Origin of the sequence: Pantoea sp. At-9b (assembly GCF_000175935.2) — a bacterium.
GTDB lineage: Bacteria > Pseudomonadota > Gammaproteobacteria > Enterobacterales > Enterobacteriaceae > Pantoea.
The window spans coordinates 990,208-1,007,847 of sequence record NC_014837.1; the positions used below are offsets into that span (position 1 = coordinate 990,208).

General features: G+C 55.6%; 17 protein-coding genes. 12 read left to right on the forward strand and 5 right to left on the reverse strand.

Annotation, left to right across the window (positions count from 1 at the left end; translation table 11 throughout):
• Nucleotides 1-92 precede the first annotated feature (92 nt).
• The 5 genes from lldP (at nucleotide 93) to yniD (ending at nucleotide 4,398) form a co-directional block, all read left to right on the forward strand.
• Complete coding sequence (lldP, locus tag PAT9B_RS04395; RefSeq protein ID WP_013508050.1) at nucleotides 93-1,748, forward strand: L-lactate permease; 1,656 nt, start codon at nucleotides 93-95, stop codon at nucleotides 1,746-1,748.
• Nucleotides 1,745-2,530, forward strand: coding sequence for a transcriptional regulator LldR (lldR, locus tag PAT9B_RS04400; RefSeq protein WP_013508051.1), 786 nt, complete (start codon nucleotides 1,745-1,747; stop codon nucleotides 2,528-2,530). Before lldP ends, lldR begins: the two co-directional genes overlap by 4 nt.
• Nucleotides 2,530-3,720 carry an FMN-dependent L-lactate dehydrogenase LldD gene (gene lldD / locus PAT9B_RS04405; protein ID WP_013508052.1) on the forward strand — a complete coding sequence of 397 codons (1,191 nt, stop codon included), beginning with the start codon at nucleotides 2,530-2,532 and terminating at the stop codon, nucleotides 3,718-3,720. The genes lldR and lldD overlap by 1 nt, the downstream gene beginning before the upstream one ends.
• 61 nt (nucleotides 3,721-3,781) lie before the next feature.
• A complete protein-coding gene (locus PAT9B_RS04410) occupies nucleotides 3,782-4,210 on the forward strand; it encodes an OsmC family protein (RefSeq protein WP_013508053.1) in 429 nt (142 codons plus the stop codon).
• An 80-nt stretch (nucleotides 4,211-4,290) separates the two neighbouring features.
• Entirely contained in the window at nucleotides 4,291-4,398 is a 108-nt protein-coding gene (gene yniD, locus PAT9B_RS31070; RefSeq protein WP_223300457.1) for a small membrane protein YniD, read from the forward strand.
• Nucleotides 4,399-4,513: 115 nt separating this feature from the next.
• Here yniD and PAT9B_RS04420 read toward each other — a convergent pair whose 3' ends face one another.
• Together PAT9B_RS04420 and PAT9B_RS30880 are read right to left on the reverse strand one after the other, a co-directional pair.
• Nucleotides 4,514-4,744: a hypothetical protein gene (locus tag PAT9B_RS04420; protein ID WP_013508055.1), complete on the reverse strand. Its 231-nt coding sequence runs from the start codon at nucleotides 4,742-4,744 to the stop codon at nucleotides 4,514-4,516.
• Nucleotides 4,745-4,856: 112 nt separating this feature from the next.
• On the reverse strand, nucleotides 4,857-5,027 hold the full coding sequence (locus tag PAT9B_RS30880) for a hypothetical protein (RefSeq protein ID WP_013508056.1): 171 nt from the start codon (nucleotides 5,025-5,027) through the stop codon (nucleotides 4,857-4,859).
• Between the two features lie 215 nt (nucleotides 5,028-5,242).
• On the opposite strand from PAT9B_RS30880, the gene PAT9B_RS30885 reads away from it, so the two are divergent.
• Nucleotides 5,243-5,410: a hypothetical protein gene (locus PAT9B_RS30885; protein ID WP_013508057.1), complete on the forward strand. Its 168-nt coding sequence runs from the start codon at nucleotides 5,243-5,245 to the stop codon at nucleotides 5,408-5,410.
• Between the two features lie 28 nt (nucleotides 5,411-5,438).
• On the opposite strand, the gene PAT9B_RS04425 is transcribed toward PAT9B_RS30885, so the two are convergent.
• Entirely contained in the window at nucleotides 5,439-6,086 is a 648-nt protein-coding gene (locus PAT9B_RS04425; protein WP_013508058.1) for a CPBP family intramembrane glutamic endopeptidase, read from the reverse strand.
• A gap of 217 nt (nucleotides 6,087-6,303) precedes the next feature.
• On the opposite strand from PAT9B_RS04425, the gene PAT9B_RS04430 reads away from it, so the two are divergent.
• Nucleotides 6,304-8,877 (forward strand): EAL domain-containing protein, encoded by a 2,574-nt coding sequence (locus tag PAT9B_RS04430; RefSeq protein WP_041525899.1) that lies wholly within the window; start codon nucleotides 6,304-6,306, stop codon nucleotides 8,875-8,877.
• A gap of 271 nt (nucleotides 8,878-9,148) precedes the next feature.
• The gene (locus PAT9B_RS04435) at nucleotides 9,149-9,448 is read left to right on the forward strand and encodes an I78 family peptidase inhibitor (protein ID WP_013508060.1); all 300 of its coding nucleotides are present in this window, start codon (nucleotides 9,149-9,151) and stop codon (nucleotides 9,446-9,448) included.
• A 150-nt stretch (nucleotides 9,449-9,598) separates the two neighbouring features.
• Here PAT9B_RS04435 and PAT9B_RS04440 read toward each other — a convergent pair whose 3' ends face one another.
• Nucleotides 9,599-9,850 carry a biofilm development regulator YmgB/AriR family protein gene (locus PAT9B_RS04440; protein ID WP_013508061.1) on the reverse strand — a complete coding sequence of 84 codons (252 nt, stop codon included), beginning with the start codon at nucleotides 9,848-9,850 and terminating at the stop codon, nucleotides 9,599-9,601.
• Between the two features lie 391 nt (nucleotides 9,851-10,241).
• Here PAT9B_RS04440 and PAT9B_RS04445 point away from each other — a divergent pair, with 391 nt between their 5' ends.
• Nucleotides 10,242-11,546, forward strand: a complete 1,305-nt coding sequence (locus tag PAT9B_RS04445) for a multidrug efflux MFS transporter (protein WP_013508062.1) — start codon at nucleotides 10,242-10,244, stop codon at nucleotides 11,544-11,546.
• Here the strand turns inward: PAT9B_RS04445 and PAT9B_RS04450 are convergent.
• Nucleotides 11,485-14,553, reverse strand: coding sequence for a beta-galactosidase (locus tag PAT9B_RS04450; protein ID WP_013508063.1), 3,069 nt, complete (start codon nucleotides 14,551-14,553; stop codon nucleotides 11,485-11,487). The two genes, PAT9B_RS04445 and PAT9B_RS04450, sit on opposite strands and share 62 nt — an antisense overlap.
• A 620-nt stretch (nucleotides 14,554-15,173) precedes the next feature.
• Here PAT9B_RS04450 and iraP point away from each other — a divergent pair.
• From iraP to PAT9B_RS04465, 3 genes are all read left to right on the forward strand, one after another.
• Nucleotides 15,174-15,428 (forward strand): anti-adapter protein IraP, encoded by a 255-nt coding sequence (iraP, locus tag PAT9B_RS04455; RefSeq protein WP_013508065.1) that lies wholly within the window; start codon nucleotides 15,174-15,176, stop codon nucleotides 15,426-15,428.
• 106 nt (nucleotides 15,429-15,534) lie between these two features.
• Nucleotides 15,535-15,837 (forward strand): PsiF family protein, encoded by a 303-nt coding sequence (locus PAT9B_RS04460; RefSeq protein WP_013508066.1) that lies wholly within the window; start codon nucleotides 15,535-15,537, stop codon nucleotides 15,835-15,837.
• A gap of 189 nt (nucleotides 15,838-16,026) precedes the next feature.
• The gene (locus PAT9B_RS04465) at nucleotides 16,027-17,553 is read left to right on the forward strand and encodes an FAD-dependent oxidoreductase (RefSeq protein ID WP_013508067.1); all 1,527 of its coding nucleotides are present in this window, start codon (nucleotides 16,027-16,029) and stop codon (nucleotides 17,551-17,553) included.
• Nucleotides 17,554-17,640: the final 87 nt, after the last annotated feature.

Here is a 17,640-nt window from a genome sequence, read left to right on the forward strand (position 1 = left end):
TCCGACCAATTCAGTGATGAACACGGGCAATAACGCGTGAAGCACGCCTCGCTGCGTCACGCAGGCTTCTGATGACCTCTGGAGATCACGCTATGCAGGTCTGGCAACAAAATTACGATCCTCTCAATAATATCTGGCTCTCCAGCCTTGTGGCGGTGATCCCGATTGTGTTCTTTTTCTTCGCGCTGATTAAGCTCAAGCTGAAGGGCTATCAGGCGGGCACCGCGACGGTGGTGCTGGCGCTGCTGGTGGCGCTGTTGCTGTACGGGATGCCGGTGGGACAGGCGCTGGCCTCGGTGGCGTATGGTTTTCTTTATGGTCTGTGGCCGATCGCCTGGATCATTGTCGCGGCGGTTTTTGTCTACAAAATCTCGGTAAAAACCGGGCAGTTCGACATCATTCGTGCCTCGATCCTGTCGATCACCCCGGACCAGCGTTTGCAGATGCTGATTGTCGGCTTCTCGTTTGGCGCGTTCCTTGAAGGGGCGGCAGGCTTTGGCGCACCGGTGGCGATCACCGCAGCCTTGCTGGTGGGACTGGGCTTCAATCCGCTGTACGCGGCCGGACTGTGTCTGATCGTCAATACCGCGCCAGTGGCGTTTGGTGCGATGGGCATCCCGATTATCGTTGCCGGGCAGGTGACCGGGCTGGACAGCTTCCATATCGGCCAGATGGCTGGCCGCCAGTTGCCGTTCCTGACCATTATCGTGCTGTTCTGGATCATGGCGATCATGGATGGCTGGCGCGGGGTGAAAGAGACCTGGCCTGCGGTGATGGTGGCAGGGGGGTCGTTTGCCATTGCGCAGTTCCTCAGCTCCAACTTCCTTGGCCCGGAGCTGCCGGACATCATTTCGTCACTGGCCTCGCTGATCTGTCTGACGTTGTTCCTGCGCCGCTGGAAACCCGTGCGTATTTTCCGTTTTAACGACATGGGCGCTTCAATGGTGGATCAGGATCTGTCGCGTCAGCGCTATAGCGCCGCGCAGGTGATCCGTGCCTGGATGCCGTTCCTGTTCCTGACGGCGACCGTCACGCTGTGGAGTATTCCGCCGTTCAAAGCGTTGTTTGCCAAAGGCGGTGCGCTGTACGACTGGGTCTTTACCGTGCCGGTACCGCTGCTGCATGAGCTGGTGGCGCGTATGCCGCCAGTGGTGGCGAATGCGACGCCCTATCCGGCGCTGTTCAAGTTTGATGTGGTGTCAGCCACCGGCACCGCGATTTTGGTGGCGGCCGTGCTGTCGGTGCTGTGGTTGCGTATGAAGCCAAAAGCCGCCATTGAGACCTTCGGCGAAACGCTGAAAGAACTGGCGCTGCCGATTTACTCGATTGGCATGGTGCTGGCGTTTGCCTTTATCTCCAACTATTCCGGTCTGTCCGCCACCTTAGCGTTGGCGCTGGCCCATACCGGCAATGCGTTCACCTTTTTCTCACCGTTCCTCGGCTGGCTTGGTGTGTTCCTGACCGGCTCGGATACCTCTTCTAACGCGCTGTTTGCTGCCCTCCAGGCCACCACCGCGCAACAGATTGGCGTATCGGATGTGCTGCTGGTGGCGGCCAACACCACCGGCGGGGTGACGGGTAAAATGATTTCACCGCAATCGATCGCCATCGCTTGTGCGGCCGTTGGGCTGGTAGGCAAAGAGTCGGATCTGTTCCGTTTTACCGTCAAACATAGCCTGATCTTCACCTGTATGGTTGGCGTGATCACCACGCTTCAGGCGTATGTCTTAACCTGGATGATTCCATGACTGAAAACACGCCGCGCTTAGCGGATACGTTGCGGGCGCGTTTACGCGCCTGGATTGATGAGCACCAACTGCAACCCGGGATGCGTTTACCGGCGGAGCGACAGCTGGCAGCGGAGTTCGGCGTCTCGCGATCGTCGTTACGCGAGGCGATTCAGCAACTTATCAGTAGCGGCGTGTTAATCAGCCGACGTGGCGGTGGCACCTGGCTACGTCAGCCGCAGGAGCCGTGGTCAGAGCAACGCATTGTTGAACCGATCCGTCAGTTACTGGCTGCCGACCCGGATTATCGCTATGACATCCTCGAAGCACGCCACGCCATCGAAGCCAGCACTGCCTGGCATGCGGCGTTGCGCGCGACCGAGGCGGATAAAGAGAAGCTGCAATACGCCTTTGACGCCACGCTCAAACTGAAAGAGAGCGATGACCCTGACCTGGCGGCGCAGGCGGATGTGCGTTTCCACCTCGCCATTGCTGAAGCCTCGCACAACGTGGTGTTGCTGCAAACCATGCGGGGCTTCTTCGATTTGTTGCAATCCTCGGTGATGCAAAGCCGTCAGCGCATGTACACCCAACCGGTGATTTTTGACCGCCTGACCGAACAACATCAGGCGCTGCTGAACGCCATTCTGGCGGGCGATGCGGAGGCGGCACGCCTTGCGGCGATGGACCACCTCGGCTTTGTACATACCACGCTGAAAACCCTGCATGAAGATGAAGCGCGGCAGGCGCGAATTACCCGTCTGCCGGGCCATGACCTGGATAAACGCAAGGAAAAACCCTGATGATCATTTCTGCTGCAAGTGACTATCGCGCTGCTGCGCAACGTATTTTGCCGCCCTTCCTGTTTCATTACATTGACGGGGGAGCCTATGCGGAGCATACGTTGCAGCGCAACGTGGCGGATCTCGCTGATGTGGCGCTGCGTCAACGCGTGCTGAAAAACATGTCCGATCTCAGCCTTGAGACCAAACTGTTTAATGAAACCTTATCGATGCCGGTGGCGCTGGCCCCGGTTGGCCTGTGCGGTATGTACGCCCGGCGCGGCGAGGTGCAGGCGGCGCGTGCTGCGGCGCTGAAAGGCATCCCTTTTACGTTATCGACCGTGTCGGTATGCCCGATCGAAGAAGTGGCTCCGGCGATCAGTCGTCCGATGTGGTTCCAGCTGTACGTGCTGCGCGATCGCGGGTTTATGCGTAACGCACTGGAGCGCGCCAAAGCGGCGGGCTGTTCAACGCTGGTGTTCACCGTGGATATGCCGACTCCGGGTGCGCGTTACCGTGATGCGCATTCAGGCATGAGCGGCCCGCATGCGGCGCTGCGTCGTTACTGGCAGGCGGTAACGCATCCACAATGGGCGTGGGATGTGGGCCTGCAGGGGCGTCCCCATGATCTCGGCAATATTTCCACCTATCTCGGCAAACCGACCGGGTTGGAAGATTATATCGGCTGGCTGGCGAACAACTTTGACCCGTCGATCTCGTGGCAGGATCTGGAGTGGATTCGCGAATTCTGGGACGGTCCGATGGTGATCAAGGGCATCCTCGACCCGGAAGATGCCCGCGATGCGGTGCGCTTTGGTGCCGACGGCATTGTGGTGTCGAATCACGGCGGGCGGCAGTTGGATGGCGTGCTGTCCTCGGCGCGTGCGTTACCGGCGATTGCCGATGCGGTGAAAGGTGATATCACCATTCTGGCGGATAGCGGCATCCGCAACGGTCTGGATGTGGTGCGGATGATTGCGCTGGGTGCCGACAGCGTGCTGCTGGGGCGTGCCTTCCTGTATGCGCTGGCAACGCACGGCCAGCGTGGGGTGGAAAATCTGCTGAACCTGATTGAGAAAGAGATGAAGGTGGCGATGACACTGACCGGGGCGAAAACCATCGCGGATATCACACGTGATTCGCTGGTACAGGCCAACGCGCTGTTGTCCGAGGCGGGTCTGGCCCCGGCGCGTCCGCGTGCGGTGAGCTGATCCGTCACAGTGAAAGGCGTTGTCTATACTTACTCCCTGTCTGACTAACCGGAGGAATGACATGACCATTCACAAGAAAGGATCGGCCCATTGGGAAGGTGACATCAAAGGGAAAGGCACCGTTAGCACCGAAAGCGGCGTGTTGAGTGATCAACCTTATGGCTTCAATACGCGATTCGAAGGCGCAAAGGGCACCAATCCGGAAGAGTTGATTGGTGCTGCGCATGCCGCCTGCTTTTCTATGGCGTTGTCGTTGATGCTCGGTCAGGCGGGACATCCGCCGAAAAGCATCGACACCACGGCGGATGTCTCGCTGGATAAAAAAGGTGAGGGATTTGCCATTACCAAAATCGCCCTGACCAGCACAGTGTCACTGCCGGGCATTGATAACGCCAAATTTGATGAAATTATTCAGCAGGCGAAGGCCGGTTGTCCGGTTTCCCAGGTGTTGAATGCCGAGATCACCCTCGACTACACGCTGAATAATTGATCGCCTCAACGGCGGACCGGAGCTAGAATCGATGATGCGCCTGTGGGCGCATCATTGCTTTCTGCTGACCGGGAGGATGCTTGGCAAAATATCTGGCTGCGAAAAAACACTGGAAAATGGTTTTGGTGTTGCTGTGTATCTGTGGTGCGCTGCTGCTGATCCGTTGGGCGGCGATGATATGGGCCTAAAGGATTGGATCTGCCGCCATAAGCTGGGCGTGCTGGCTATGGTGCTTCTGGCACTGGAACTGGTGCACTACCTGTTGACTGCCAGCTGGTTGCCGTGGCAACTGGGTTAAGATACTCAGGCGTATTCGTTATCGGGCCGAGCCGCACGGATGTTGCTGCGGGCGATACGATAAGCTTTGCGCGGATCACCCACCACAAACTCAAAGGTCGGCGAATAGTAAAACGGCAGCCAGCCGCCATAGCCACTCTCCCACTCCCAGCGTACCGGGCACGGCCAGAGAATGCCATCATACAAAATGTAATAAACCCAGCGTCCGTTAGGACGGCGGGGGCGAGTTGTTTTCATGGGAGTCACAACAGTAATAGTGTAAAGCTGCTTATATTTTGAACGCTAAACCCTGCGCTTGCAACGTTAGCGGGTTAATTTATCTCCACCTGAACGGCCCAATGGCCCCAAACTAACGGTGTACCTCACCGCAAATCAGGACCACATTGGGGCGAACTTTGTGTATGCGCGTCGCCATTTGCTCACAGGCCACTTTGGTCGGATAAATGTATTCCGACACCGGCAACGCGTCACAGGCATCATGTCCACACGCGCTCACTAACAAAACAAAACCAATCAGCATGGTTTGGCTCCTGATACACATTTTCTCTGGTACGGAAAGTGTGGCTGTTTGTTCCCTTTTAACGATCCAGTATAGCCAAACGCAACGGTAGCGGGTTATCAGCCTGAGCGGCTTTTTTTTACCCGAACGACGCGATTATACCCGGGGCGATGCACAACATCAGCGCATTCTGAGCTAAACTGTGCGGCCCTGGAAAAATGAGAAGTGAGTCAAACATGTCGATTGAAATTGCCCATCCGGCCAGCAGCCCAAAACAAGCCGCCCTGCAACTGGTGATTGAACTGGTCCGTGCCGGCAAACTGAGCCCACTGCACGGCGATGCCTCGAATATGATTTCCATCTACGAACAATTCAAAAACCACTTCGAAGCGGAAAAAGAGTAACGTCGCGGCGCGCGTTATCGCGCTGTTCTCAGGCGTAATACCAGACCGGCAGAATTGCGATCAGGTTATTGAGTGTGTGCAGGAACACCGGCAGCGCCAGGCTGTTGCTGCGCAGACGCGCATAGCACAGCAGCAGCGAGAACAGCGTGAGCGCGACAATGGTTTCCCAGTGCACGTACTGGGTATGCATGGCGGCGAACAGCAGCGAGGTCAGCAACATGCAGGCGAAGCGGCTTTTCGGTGCCCACAGCAGGAAACCTTGCAACAGAAATCCACGAAACAGCACCTCTTCAAATACCGGAGCCAGCAACACCGCCGTCAGTAGCAGGATCAGCATCGAGCTGCGTCCTTGCTGGGTTTGCGCCACCAGCCATCCTTCCGGTTGCATAAACTGGGTTTGTGCCACCATCAGAATGAATAACGCCCCAATAAACAGCAAGGTTTGGCCGGGACGCAGATAGCCGAGCGGGATGTCGTTGCGGCGCTGACAATAGAAGCGGTACAGCGGGTAGATCACGGCAAATTCAAACAGGCACAACACCGGCACCAGCAAACCGTCGTTACGCAGCACGCCGTAGTTGGGAAACAGCGTAATCAGCATGGTAACGAGGTAATAAACCACAAAGCTGCCAACGTAAAACAGCGTCAACGTGACTTTGTCGGATTGGGTGTCCATAGGCAACTCAGCGAGCAGAGGAAATCGCATAGTAGCAATGGCGAGGATCGCTGTCGAGGGCAGGGCGTTGAGATTTCTGCTGCTCAAATATTCTGCCATTGGGCTAAATCTGGCGCGCGCCGCGCCGATAATCGAAAAAACCATTACAGGGTGCAGTGACGTTATTCGCGTCGCCTGCGGCCTCTTTTTGCTGTCTGTTTTTTCGCGAGCATTACGCATGAATTCTGAGTCTCACTGGTTTGCCAGGGCCAATATGGAAGCACTTACGGTACGCGTGACACGACGTAGCCTGCGGACGCTCACCGCGTTGTTGTTTGGCGTGCTGGTGCTCTCCATGGTGATGGTGATGGCGATTGCGCATCATCAAAATAATGTTTCCATCGAACATGACGAGATGTTATTGCGTCAGGCGTGGCATGCGCGCCAGCAAGAGATGTTGATCGATGTGCGCGATTACGCTTTCTGGGGGGAGGGCTATAAAAACCTGCATCTTCAGCTCAACAAAGTTTGGGCCTTTGATGAAGAGAACCTGGGAGCAAACCTCTACAAGGAGTACCACTACGAAGGGGTGTTTGTGGTCGATGGCGCGGGACAGACGCGCTATACCATTATCAATGGTGAGATGGTCGACACGCCGCTGGAGAGCTGGCTGGGGGCACAAACCGCCTCGCTGCTGACGGTGACACGCAGGCTGGGGCACGAAGCGATTGCCCGTAACGTGCAGATATTTGGCCAGCCGGCTTTAGTTGTCTCCGCACCCATTACACCGGGCAAAGTTCCCAATTTACCCATCCTGCCTGGCCCGCCATCGGTGCTGGTGTTTGTGAATATTTTTACCCCGGCGAAACTTCAGGCAATGGGTAAAGCGATGGATGTGATCAATCCACACGCCCCGACCAGCAGCCGCGATGCGCAGGATGAGCCACGCATGGTGTTTGCGACCGGGGGGACGGAACCGGTGGTGATTCGCTGGCAGGCAAAATACCCGGGCATGGGGCTGATTTGGTTACTGCTGCCGTTGTTGTTGTTGATGGCTCTGACCATTGCGCTGGTGACGCGCCGGGTGGTGCGTCATGCGCTGTACAATGCGGTGCTCTCTGACCGACGCTTTGAAATGCTCACCATCAGCCAGCGGGAACTGGCTGACAGTGAGGAGCGATTTCGCGACCTGGCTGAAGCGGCATCCGACTGGATTTGGGAAACCGATGAGCAGGGACGTTTATGTTACCTTTCCGCACGTTTTACCGATGTCACCGGACATGAGGTGAAACGTTGGCTGGGCCGCCATCTTGACCATTTACTCAGCCATCCCAGCCACTCGTTGGTGACCTGGCTGATGCGCCAGGGTGAGGATGTCCCCCGCATGCCGCTGCGTTGCCAGTTTATGTCAGCGACCGGGGAACGGCGGATCGGGCAGTTGATGGCGAAAACGATTCGTCGCAACGGCCTGCGGTCCGGTTTTCGCGGCACGGTTTCGGACATCACCTATGAAGTAGATGCACAGGCGCGCATCCAGTTTCTGTCACGTCACGATATCCTGACCGGCCTGGCTAACCGCATGCAATTGCAGGAGTTTCTCACTGCCCATCTCGATCAGGCGACGGATGATGATCCGTTGATTGTGATCAGCCTCGATCTCGATCAGTTCAAGCCCATCAATGACACCTGGGGACATACGGTGGGCGATGCGGTGCTAAACCAGATTTCCCAGCGCTTACAAAGCCTGATGGGAGCACATGAGCTGGCGGCGCGACTGGGCGGCGATGAGTTCATTTTAGTGATGCGTGAGGCATCGCGGGCCGGTGTGGAATATCGTTGCCGCGCGCTGCAACGCGCGATACATCAGCCGGTGATCAGCGGCTCGCACCAGCTCAGCCTGACGGCCAGCATGGGGATTGTCTGTGCACCGCAGGATGCCAGCCAGCCCGAGGCATTACTGCGTCTGGCGGATATCGCACTGGGGCAGGCTCGTGCCGCCGGACGCAATCAATGGGTATGGTACTCCAACGAGATGGCAAGCCATTTGCAATCGAAACGCGAGATGGTACAGGCAATGGAAGCGGCGCTCGCCAACGAGGCCTTCAGTCTGCACTATCAACCCCGTTACCAGTTGCAAAATGGCCAACTGGCCGGTGCCGAAGCGCTGATTCGCTGGCAGGTTGCCGAGGATAAATGGATTACCCCCGATCGCTTTATTCCCCTCGCTGAAGAGAATGGTTTGATCAATGCCATCAGCGATTGGGTGCTGATGCGCGCCTGTACTGACGCACGCGATTGGGGTGACCAACGTTATGTTTCCGTCAATATCTCGCCGGTAGAGTTTCGCGGCAGCGATCTGGTACAGCGTGTCGCCTCGGCGCTGGAGGTCAGCGGTTTACCGGCGACCCGACTGGAGCTGGAAATTACCGAAAACATCACCTTTGAACATCCGGATCGCGCGCTGGAAATTATGCAGGGACTGCGTGCCCTCGGGGTGCGGTTAACCGTGGATGACTTCGGTACTGGTTATGCGGCGTTGGGCTATTTGAAAACCTTCCCGTTTAACGGTTTGAAGATCGATCGTTCGTGGATGAAGGAGTTCCCGGAATCGCCGCAAGCGCAGTCAGTGGTGGCAGGCATTGTCGGGCTGGCACGCGCGTTTGCCCTGACCATTACCGCTGAAGGGATTGAAACCGAAGCGCAACTGAACGAGTTGAAAGTGCTGTCTTGCGAGGAAGGGCAGGGCTACTTTCTTGGGCGACCCATGCCGCTGGCGGCGTTCAGTGCGCTCTTGAATGAACAGGGTGTTTAACGAACTTTGACGGCGACACACGTCATCAAAATTGCAAAACCAATAAAAATTGCGAGTTCCATAATCATTACCTCAGATAAATCTTAGGTAATTTTACGCAATCGTTGCTGAAATATTGGGCAGATTGTGTGATTAATCCGAAAAAATGCGTGCGTCAGCGCCACTGGCCGGGTTTTTTCTGCGACACGTCTGATAGAAAAATTTTTGTATCACAGGCACGCTTTGCTACTCTCGGGCATCCGGTTGTCTGATTATCCAGGAGGAGAAAAACGTGAAGCATTATGGAAAAGCGCTGTTGGTGCTGGGGTTCCTGACCCTGACCGCCTGCCAGTCTGCGAGCAAACCTGACACCGCGGCAACTACCGCCCAGGACGCGGAAAACGACATGTGTGGCGCATCGCAGTATCAGAACTACATCGGCCAGCCTTTATCGGCCTTGCAGAAACAACGTTTTGACGTGCCGGTGCGCGCCATTCCGTGGAATTCTGCGGTGACGATGGATTTCAATCTGCGCCGACTGAACTTTACCGCTGATCAGAGCGGTAAGATCGACAAGGTCTACTGCGGCTAACACCAAAACGACATCGCATTGTCATCGGGCTGTCATAGCGCCGGGCGAGGATAGCTGCGCATTACGGAGATTTCCTCGTCACTCTCGAATATGCAATGCTCGTCTTGTTTTTCCCGCCTATGGCGGGATTTTTTTTCTACCCGCCCTGATTTATTCATGTGAACGTGCTTCCAGCAACTGCGCCAACAGGTTGCGATAACTTTGCAGGCGTTGCTCATCTCCCTCGAACTCCAGTTTGGCGATCACCCGCGCGATCACTGCCTTGCTGGTCGCAGGCTGACCGGCATCCATCAGCTCGCGCATAATGGCCGCCAGCAGATCGCCCTCATGCGGCGCATGCCAGGCTGGACTGTTAAAATAATCGGTAATCGCCCGACTGGCGCTGTTGGGATGCACTCTCATAGCTGACCTCCGCAGAGACAACGATGCCCGCTGCCCGGAACAGGCAACCGCGGGGAGATGTTGGATTAAGTATGCTCACTGCCCAGAACGGACAGCGCCCCATCAGCGGCGGCTGGTGGTTTTTTAAACATAGTTGCGGCGTCAAAAATTGTCAGTAACCGCCAGTAATATTTTTTCACGATTTGAGCTATGGACGATTTAGCGATTTTTTTCCCGCAATGTTTTTACACATTAACCCGCTGTGAATCGTGCTCTGCGTAATATTTGCTGTGCATAGAGACGGACTGAATAGCGAAAAACTGCGTTTTTATCCCTATGCCATGTTTTGCCGTCCAGCCCTGTCAACGGATTGTTAAACTGAACCTTCATTTCAATTTTGATGTGCTCTCTCATGTTACGCTCCGTTGAACCCTGGAAAATCAATCTGATCTCAGTCTGGTTTGGCTGTTTTTTTACCGGACTGGCGATTAGCCAGATCATCCCGTTTTTACCGCTGTATATCGAACATCTCGGGATACGTGGGGATAATGCGCTGAGCTTGTGGTCAGGGTTGACCTTCAGCATCACGTTTGTGATTTCGGCGGCGGTAGCGCCGTTATGGGGCAGCCTGGCCGATCGTAAAGGGCGCAAGCTCATGTTGCTGCGTGCCTCGTTTGGCATGGGCGCGGTCATTCTGTTACAGGCATTTGTCACGCATGCATGGCAACTGCTGTTGTTGCGGGCCTTGATGGGGCTGACTTCCGGCTATATTCCTAATGCGATGGCGCTGGTCGCGGCACAGGTGCCACGCGATCGCAGCGGTTGGGCACTGAGCTGCGTGGCGACCGGGCAAATTGGCGGCGTGATCCTCGGGCCGATGATTGGCGGCCTGCTGGCTGACTGGCTGGGCTTGCGTCTGGTGTTTATCGTCACCGCCGCGTTGCTGCTGATCAGTTTCCTGGTGACGCTGTTCCTGATTAAAGAAACCGGTTATACCCCGGTCAGCAAGCAGGACAAGCTGACGGGGCGCGAAGTATTTCGCAGCCTCGACAATCCACGTTTGATGGTCTGTCTGTTTATCACCACCATGGTGATTCAGATGTGCAACGGTTCGGTAAACCCAATCCTGACGCTGTTCGTGCGTGAACTGGCTCCCAACGCGCAAAACATCGCTTTCCTCAGTGGCTTTATTGCGGCGCTGCCGGGCATCTCGGCACTGATTTCTGCACCGCGCCTCGGCAAACTCGGCGATCGTATTGGTACTCAACGCATTTTGATTGCCACCATGATTACCTCCCTGGTGCTGCTGATTGCGATGTCGTTTGTCACCAGCGCGACGCAATTGGGCGTGCTGCGTTTTCTGCTCGGCTTTGCCGATGGCGCAATGATGCCAGCGGTGCAGACGCTGCTGGTACGGCATTCCCGCGATAATGTTACGGGCCGCATTTTTGGTTATAACCAGTCGTTTATGTATCTGGGCAATGTGGCCGGACCGCTGCTTGGTGCCGCAGTATCGGCGGCGACGGGGTATCGTTGGGTGTTCTTCGCGACCGCCATGGTGGTGTTGCTCAATGTGCTGCTGCTACGTCGTTTCTATCGCCGCCCAAAGACCACGCTGACTCAACCGGTGAGCCAGCGTGATGAGGCGGAGAAGGTTACTGACGCAGCGTCAGGGAGAAGTGCCAGCGCTGCTGAGAAAGCAAAAACTCCGGGCTGACGCTCGGACTCCAGGAATCATCCCCGCCGACCCCCATATGGAAGCCATCGAGATGCAGCCAGCAACCCGCTTCTGGCTGCAACAGGTGGCGATGCGAGGTGGCGCGCAGTTGCTCCAGGCTGTGCTGACTCAGCGAGAAGGCGAAATCACCGCTTACCTGCCAGCTTCCGGTATCAAGCTGGCGTGTCCCGCTACGCAGACCATTTTCCCCCGGAAAAACATATTCGGTGCGCATGCTGCTTAGCGGCTGCCGCCAGCGGGAGAATTGTGCGGCCAGTTGGCGGTCGGGATAGTTTTCATGTGGCCCCAGTCCCAACCAACTGACCTGCTGCGGGGCATGAGCCAGCTGCGCGCGCAAGCCAATACGTGCCGGTGGTGGCAAGCCTGCCGTCTGTTCGACATCGATATCGAGGGAGACTTCACCATTACCGCGAATCTGATAACGCTTGCGGCTGGTAAAGATCACCTGCCCGGCAGCATGCCACTGATGCCGCGTTTCAATCAGCACGCTATGCTTCAGGCTGTCAATTTCCATCGCCATTAACTGCGGCTCAAGCTGATCATAACCCGCGCGTTTCCAGCGCTCGACCCAGGCATTCGGATCAACGTTGGCGGCTTCGCTGGTGCCGATGTCGTTATCAATCGGTGCGCGGATGAAACACTCCTGGAGCGGCGTCAGCAGGGTTTCCTCGTCATTCACGAACCACTGCACCAGCTCGCCGCTGCGACGGGAAAAATGCCAGCGCTGGTGTGGCAGACAAACAGCGATCAAATCATGATTCGACTCAACCTGCGGGGCCGCTTCTGTCTGCCCCGGTGAATTTGTCGGTTGCGCAGCAGGCAGCGGCCATTGATGCCAGGCGACACGTGCATCGGCTTCTGACCAGCGGGTCGCGTGCGGTTGGTGCACTGCCAGATTAAGCCAGCAGTTGCCTTGTAATCCTTCAACCTGTGGCAGCGTAAATGTCTGACTGGCGCGGGGTGCGATATCGAGCGCCAGTTCACCCTGGGCCACAACGTCGCCCTCTTGTTCAACCGACCAGCGCAGCACTTCGTTATCGCTATGGCGAAACAGGTAATCGCTGCTGACGGTAAACCGCCAGGGGTCCTGTGCATCCGCGGTGAACGTGAAAAACTGCTGCGCCCGCTGAGCTTCGAACAGTGCCGGATGTGGTGTGCGATCGGCAAACACCAGGCCGTTCATGCAGAACTGGCGGTCATTCGGCGTGTCGCCGAAGTCCCCACCATAGGCTTGCCATGCCTCGCCTTGCGAGTCATAACGCGTCAGACTTTGATCCACCCAATCCCAGACGAAACCGCCCTGTAAACGTGGAAACTGGCGGAAAGCCTGCCAGTATTTGGCGAAGCCGCCAAAGCTGTTGCCCATCGCATGAGCATATTCGCACAAGATCAGCGGGCGGGTTTCGCCGGGCAGGCCGATCCACTTCTTCAGTGACCATTTGGGCACCGCCGGGAAGGGCTGATCCTGATCGACGCGGGCATACATCGGGCAAACAATATCGGTTGCGGCGCTATTGGCTCCGCCGCCTTCATATTGCACCGGGCGACTGGGATCGCTGCTTTTCACCCATCGGTACAATGCATCGTGGGTGCTGCCATGACCAGACTCATTGCCCAATGACCAGATAATAATGCAGGGGTGATTGCGATCGCGCTGCACCATGCGGGTGACGCGTTCGCTGTAAGCGGCAAACCAGCGCGGGTCATCAGAAAGGCGATTCATCGGCTGCATGCCGTGGGTTTCGATATTCGCCTCATCCACCACGTACAAACCATACTCATCGCACAGGCGATACCACAATGGATGATTTGGATAATGCGCACAGCGCACTGCGTTGAAGTTATGGCGTTTCATCAACTCAATATCGCGCCGCATGCTGGCCTCATCCACCACCTGGCCCTTTTCCGGATGATGTTCGTGGCGGTTCACACCGCGAATCAGCAGCGGCTGACCATTCAGACACAGCAGGCCATTTTCAATCGCTACCCGACGGAAACCGACATCGTAAGCTTCCGCCTCCAGCAGGTTGCCTTGATCATCGAGCAGAGAAACCACCGCACGGTACAGATGGGGTGTTTCGGCGCTCCACAGTTTGGGTTGGTTGACCGGCAATACCAGCAATGCGCGTTCCGGGTAGTGACCGCGTTCGTCAATAATGGCGCTGCCGGGGGCTTGTTCGTGTTCGCCGATCAGCGTTTCCCCTTGCCACAGGCGTAGACGCAGACGACAGGGTTTGAGTTGCTGGATCGTTATGCTGACCCGCAAGTCGGCACGGATATATTCCGGGCTGAGCACCGTTTCAATTTGCACGTCAGCCAGTTGTGTCGTGGGTTTATGCAGCAGGGAGACATCGCGAAAAATACCGCTCATGCGCCACATATCCTGATCTTCCAGGTAACTGCCATCGCTCCAGCGCAGCACCATGACCGCCAGACGGTTACTGCCTGCCTGCAACACGCTACTGAGATCGAATTCGGCAGGTAAGCGGCTGTCCTGCGAATAACCAATCCATTGACCGTTGCACCACAGAAAGAAGGCGGAGTTCACGCCATCAAAGATAATGCGCGTCTGGCCCTGTTGCAGCCAGGTAGCGTCAACATTGAATGTGAGCGAGTAACATCCGGTTGGATTGTTGCTCGGAACCCACGGTGGGTTAACCGGGATAGGGTACTGCACGTTAGTGTAGATCGGGGCATCATAGCCGTGTAGTTGCCAGTTTGCAGGTACTGGTAAGCTCCCGGCATCTGGCAGATCCTGTAACAGCCAGCTTTGTGGCACTGCTTCCGGCTGGGCAAAATAGCTGAACGTCCATTGGCCATTCAGGCTGCGACGGGACGGCGAAGGACGATCGTCACGTGCCGCCTGCTCATCGCGCCAACTGGCAAAGGGGGGATGCGCATCGAGTCGGTTCAGGCTGGTAATTACCGGGTTTTCCCAGTCGCGTCGCGCCAGGATTTCGCTGAGGGAAACAGAGACAGATGTCATAGTGGGATCTCATTAATTGTAATGCGCTCACATTGCGTGAAATCATGCCAACTGTAAAGCATGGCGATGCGTTGCCGGGCCGCTATTTTTATCGCTTTCATTACGCCTTTGTCGGTTTTCTCCTGGTGTAGTGCCAGGAAATTGTTAAGCATGGTGAGCAGAGATGAATAGCGCCGGGTTGCGGAGAATTCTGTATTGTCGGCCGCGTCTGCGGCTCATACACTCAGCGCGATTTCTCCATACTGAGGTAATTATGGTCCGTATTGTTAAACTCGCAGCAGTAGTCGCATTGGTTACCGCACTGAGCGGTTGTATTTTCCCACCTCCAGGTGGTGGCGGTGGCGGCGGCGGTTGGGGCGGCCACGGTGGCGGTCCGGGTCGCGGATTTATGGGCCCATAAGCCATTAGCGTCCTGCGTTAATTGCTGCTTTAGCGCGCGAAACGTTTCACAAAAGTATTATTTTTCAGAGAAACGTTTCGCCGTTTAATAATAAAATTCTGCGTCAACTTTTCCTTCCCGCCATTTTTAACTGTGTTATCAGGATCGCATAAAAATCCCTGTTGTTTTATTCTGCGCAGTGCTAACGTCAGCATTTCCCTCAACTAATTGAGTTGGTCGCATGAAAAATCTGATTGCGGAACTCCTGCTTAAGCTGGCTGAAAAAGAAGAAGAGTCTAAAGAGTTAGTGGTCCAGGTTGAGGCGCTGGAAATTGTGGTGACGGCCTTATTACGTAAACTTGAGCCGGAGCAGTTAAAAGGTATTACTTCAGGTATTGAAAGCGCGATGACACCCGTTACCCATCAGGACACCTCGCCCGATGCCATGTTGCTGCGTAATTACGTTGAAAAGCTGTTAAACCATCCCCGCGTATGATTTTCCTGACGCCTGTGATCACCACAGGCGTTTTTCATTATATTTATTTCTGCTTTGCTTATCTCATGCCAGGCTTATCAGGCGATAACTCTATGGAGAAGGTGCAATGAAATCGTTTCTTATGGCAATGATGGCAGCCGGTTTGTTGTTAGCAGGCACTGCGGGTGCGGCAGAGAAAACGGCGCAACAGGAAAAAATGACCATGTGTAATCAGCATGCGTCATCGCAAAACCTGAAAGGTGATGCGCGCAAAAGTTTTATGAGCAGTTGCCTGAAAAAAGACAGCAAAATGGGCAGCATGACGCCGCAGCAGATGAAGATGAAAACGTGTAACAGCGAAGCGGGTGATAAAAAACTCAGCGGCGATGCCCGTAAAACCTTTATGAGTTCATGTCTGAAAAAAAGTTAATCTCCTGATAGCGGTCTGCGGACCGCTATTTTTTTATTACATTTCTCTTTCCTGTTAAAACCTCCCGCTTAACAAAACCTTGCCCAATACATCCTTATATTGACCCCGCTAAATTATCAGGCTTTGCCAGGCTTACTGTTTGTATGGATTTATTGCATCGCATCTAACGACAGCCCAGGGAGGCAAAACGTGAGCTATCAATCTGTGGTTGAACTGAAAAAGCTGAAGCAGCATAAACCGACCAAATTCACTGTTGGTGATAAAGATATTTTGCTGATCCGCGAAGGTGAACGTGTCCATGCCCTGCAAGCCAAATGCCCCCATGCTGGCGCACCGCTCGAACAAGGGGCGGTATGCGGAGATGAACTGGTATGTCCCTGGCACAAGGCGGTGTTCGGCATTGAAGACGGCAGGATGCATGAACCCTTGGCGTTGGCGGATTTGAAAAACTACCCGGTACGTATCGAGCAGGGCCACGTGTGGGTCAACCCCAAAGCCATGTCCTCAACCACGCTCCCCTCGGTTGAACGAGAACAACCCGTTTGCGTGGTGCTGGGGTCTGGCGCGGCGGGCAGCGCAGCGTTGTGGACTTTGCGACACGAGGGATTCAGGGGCCATCTGGTGCTGATTGAGCGCGAGGCGCAGGCACCTTACGATCGCACCGCGCTAAGCAAGTTTGTACCGGCGGGAAAAATGGCGATCGCAGAGGTGCCGCGGTTGCTGAAAGACGATGTATTGGGGCATGTCGAGCGTATTCAGGCCAATGTCGTGGCGCTGGACAGTGCTACGCAACAACTGACGTTCGCCGATGGTAACACTCTGCACTTTGATCAGCTGCTGATTGCCAGCGGCGGCAGTGCGCAACCGCTGGACATTCCGGGACATGATTTGCCCGGTGTTCACCTGCTGCACTCGCTCGGCCAGGCGGCCTCACTGCTGGAGGATGTGGATGAAAGCCATCAGATCGTGATTGTCGGCAATAGTTTCATTGGTATGGAGCTGGCGGGTGCGTTGCGCAACCGGGATGTTGATGTCACGGTGCTGGCGCGTCATCCTCTGCCATTTGCCAAACAATTTGGCGATGAAATTGGCCGATATTTTCGCGATCTGCACGTCAGTAATGGGGTGAAGATGGTGTCGGGTGAACCTCAGGCGTTGATCGGTAATGACCACGTTGCAGCGGTTTCGCTGACAAACGGGAAGCAACTGGCGGCCAGTCTGGTGTTATTTGCTACCGGGATAACGCCGGTGACCGGCTTTATCCATGATCTGGCGATGCAAACGGATGGCAGCCTGACGACAGATAGCCAGCTCCAGGTAGCGAAAAATATCTGGGCAGCGGGCGATATTGCCAGTTATCCCACGGCAAAAGGGCCGCAGCGGATTGAGCACTATCGGGTCGCGCAGCAACAGGGACGCATAGCCGCTCTGAATATGCTGGGGCAACGCGAGGTGTTTGACCGGGTGCCGTTTTTCTGGACCGCGCACTATGGCACGCGCTACGAATATCTGGGGCACGCTACGGAATGGGATGAATACCGTCTACTGGGATCATTACAGGACAAGCGCTTTATCGCCTTTTACGGACAACAAGGAAAGCTGGCGGCCGTCTGTTCCGCAGGCATGTACACCCTGACGGCCACATTGGTGGAACTGATGCAGCAGCCGATGACGATGGCACAGGGTATGGCGTTATTTGAGGAGCATCAGAGTTAAATACGCTTATCGTAGCGGCGCGATTTATCGCGCGTATTTTTGCCGGTGCATGAAAAACAGCGCGATAAATCGCGCCGCTACGAGAGC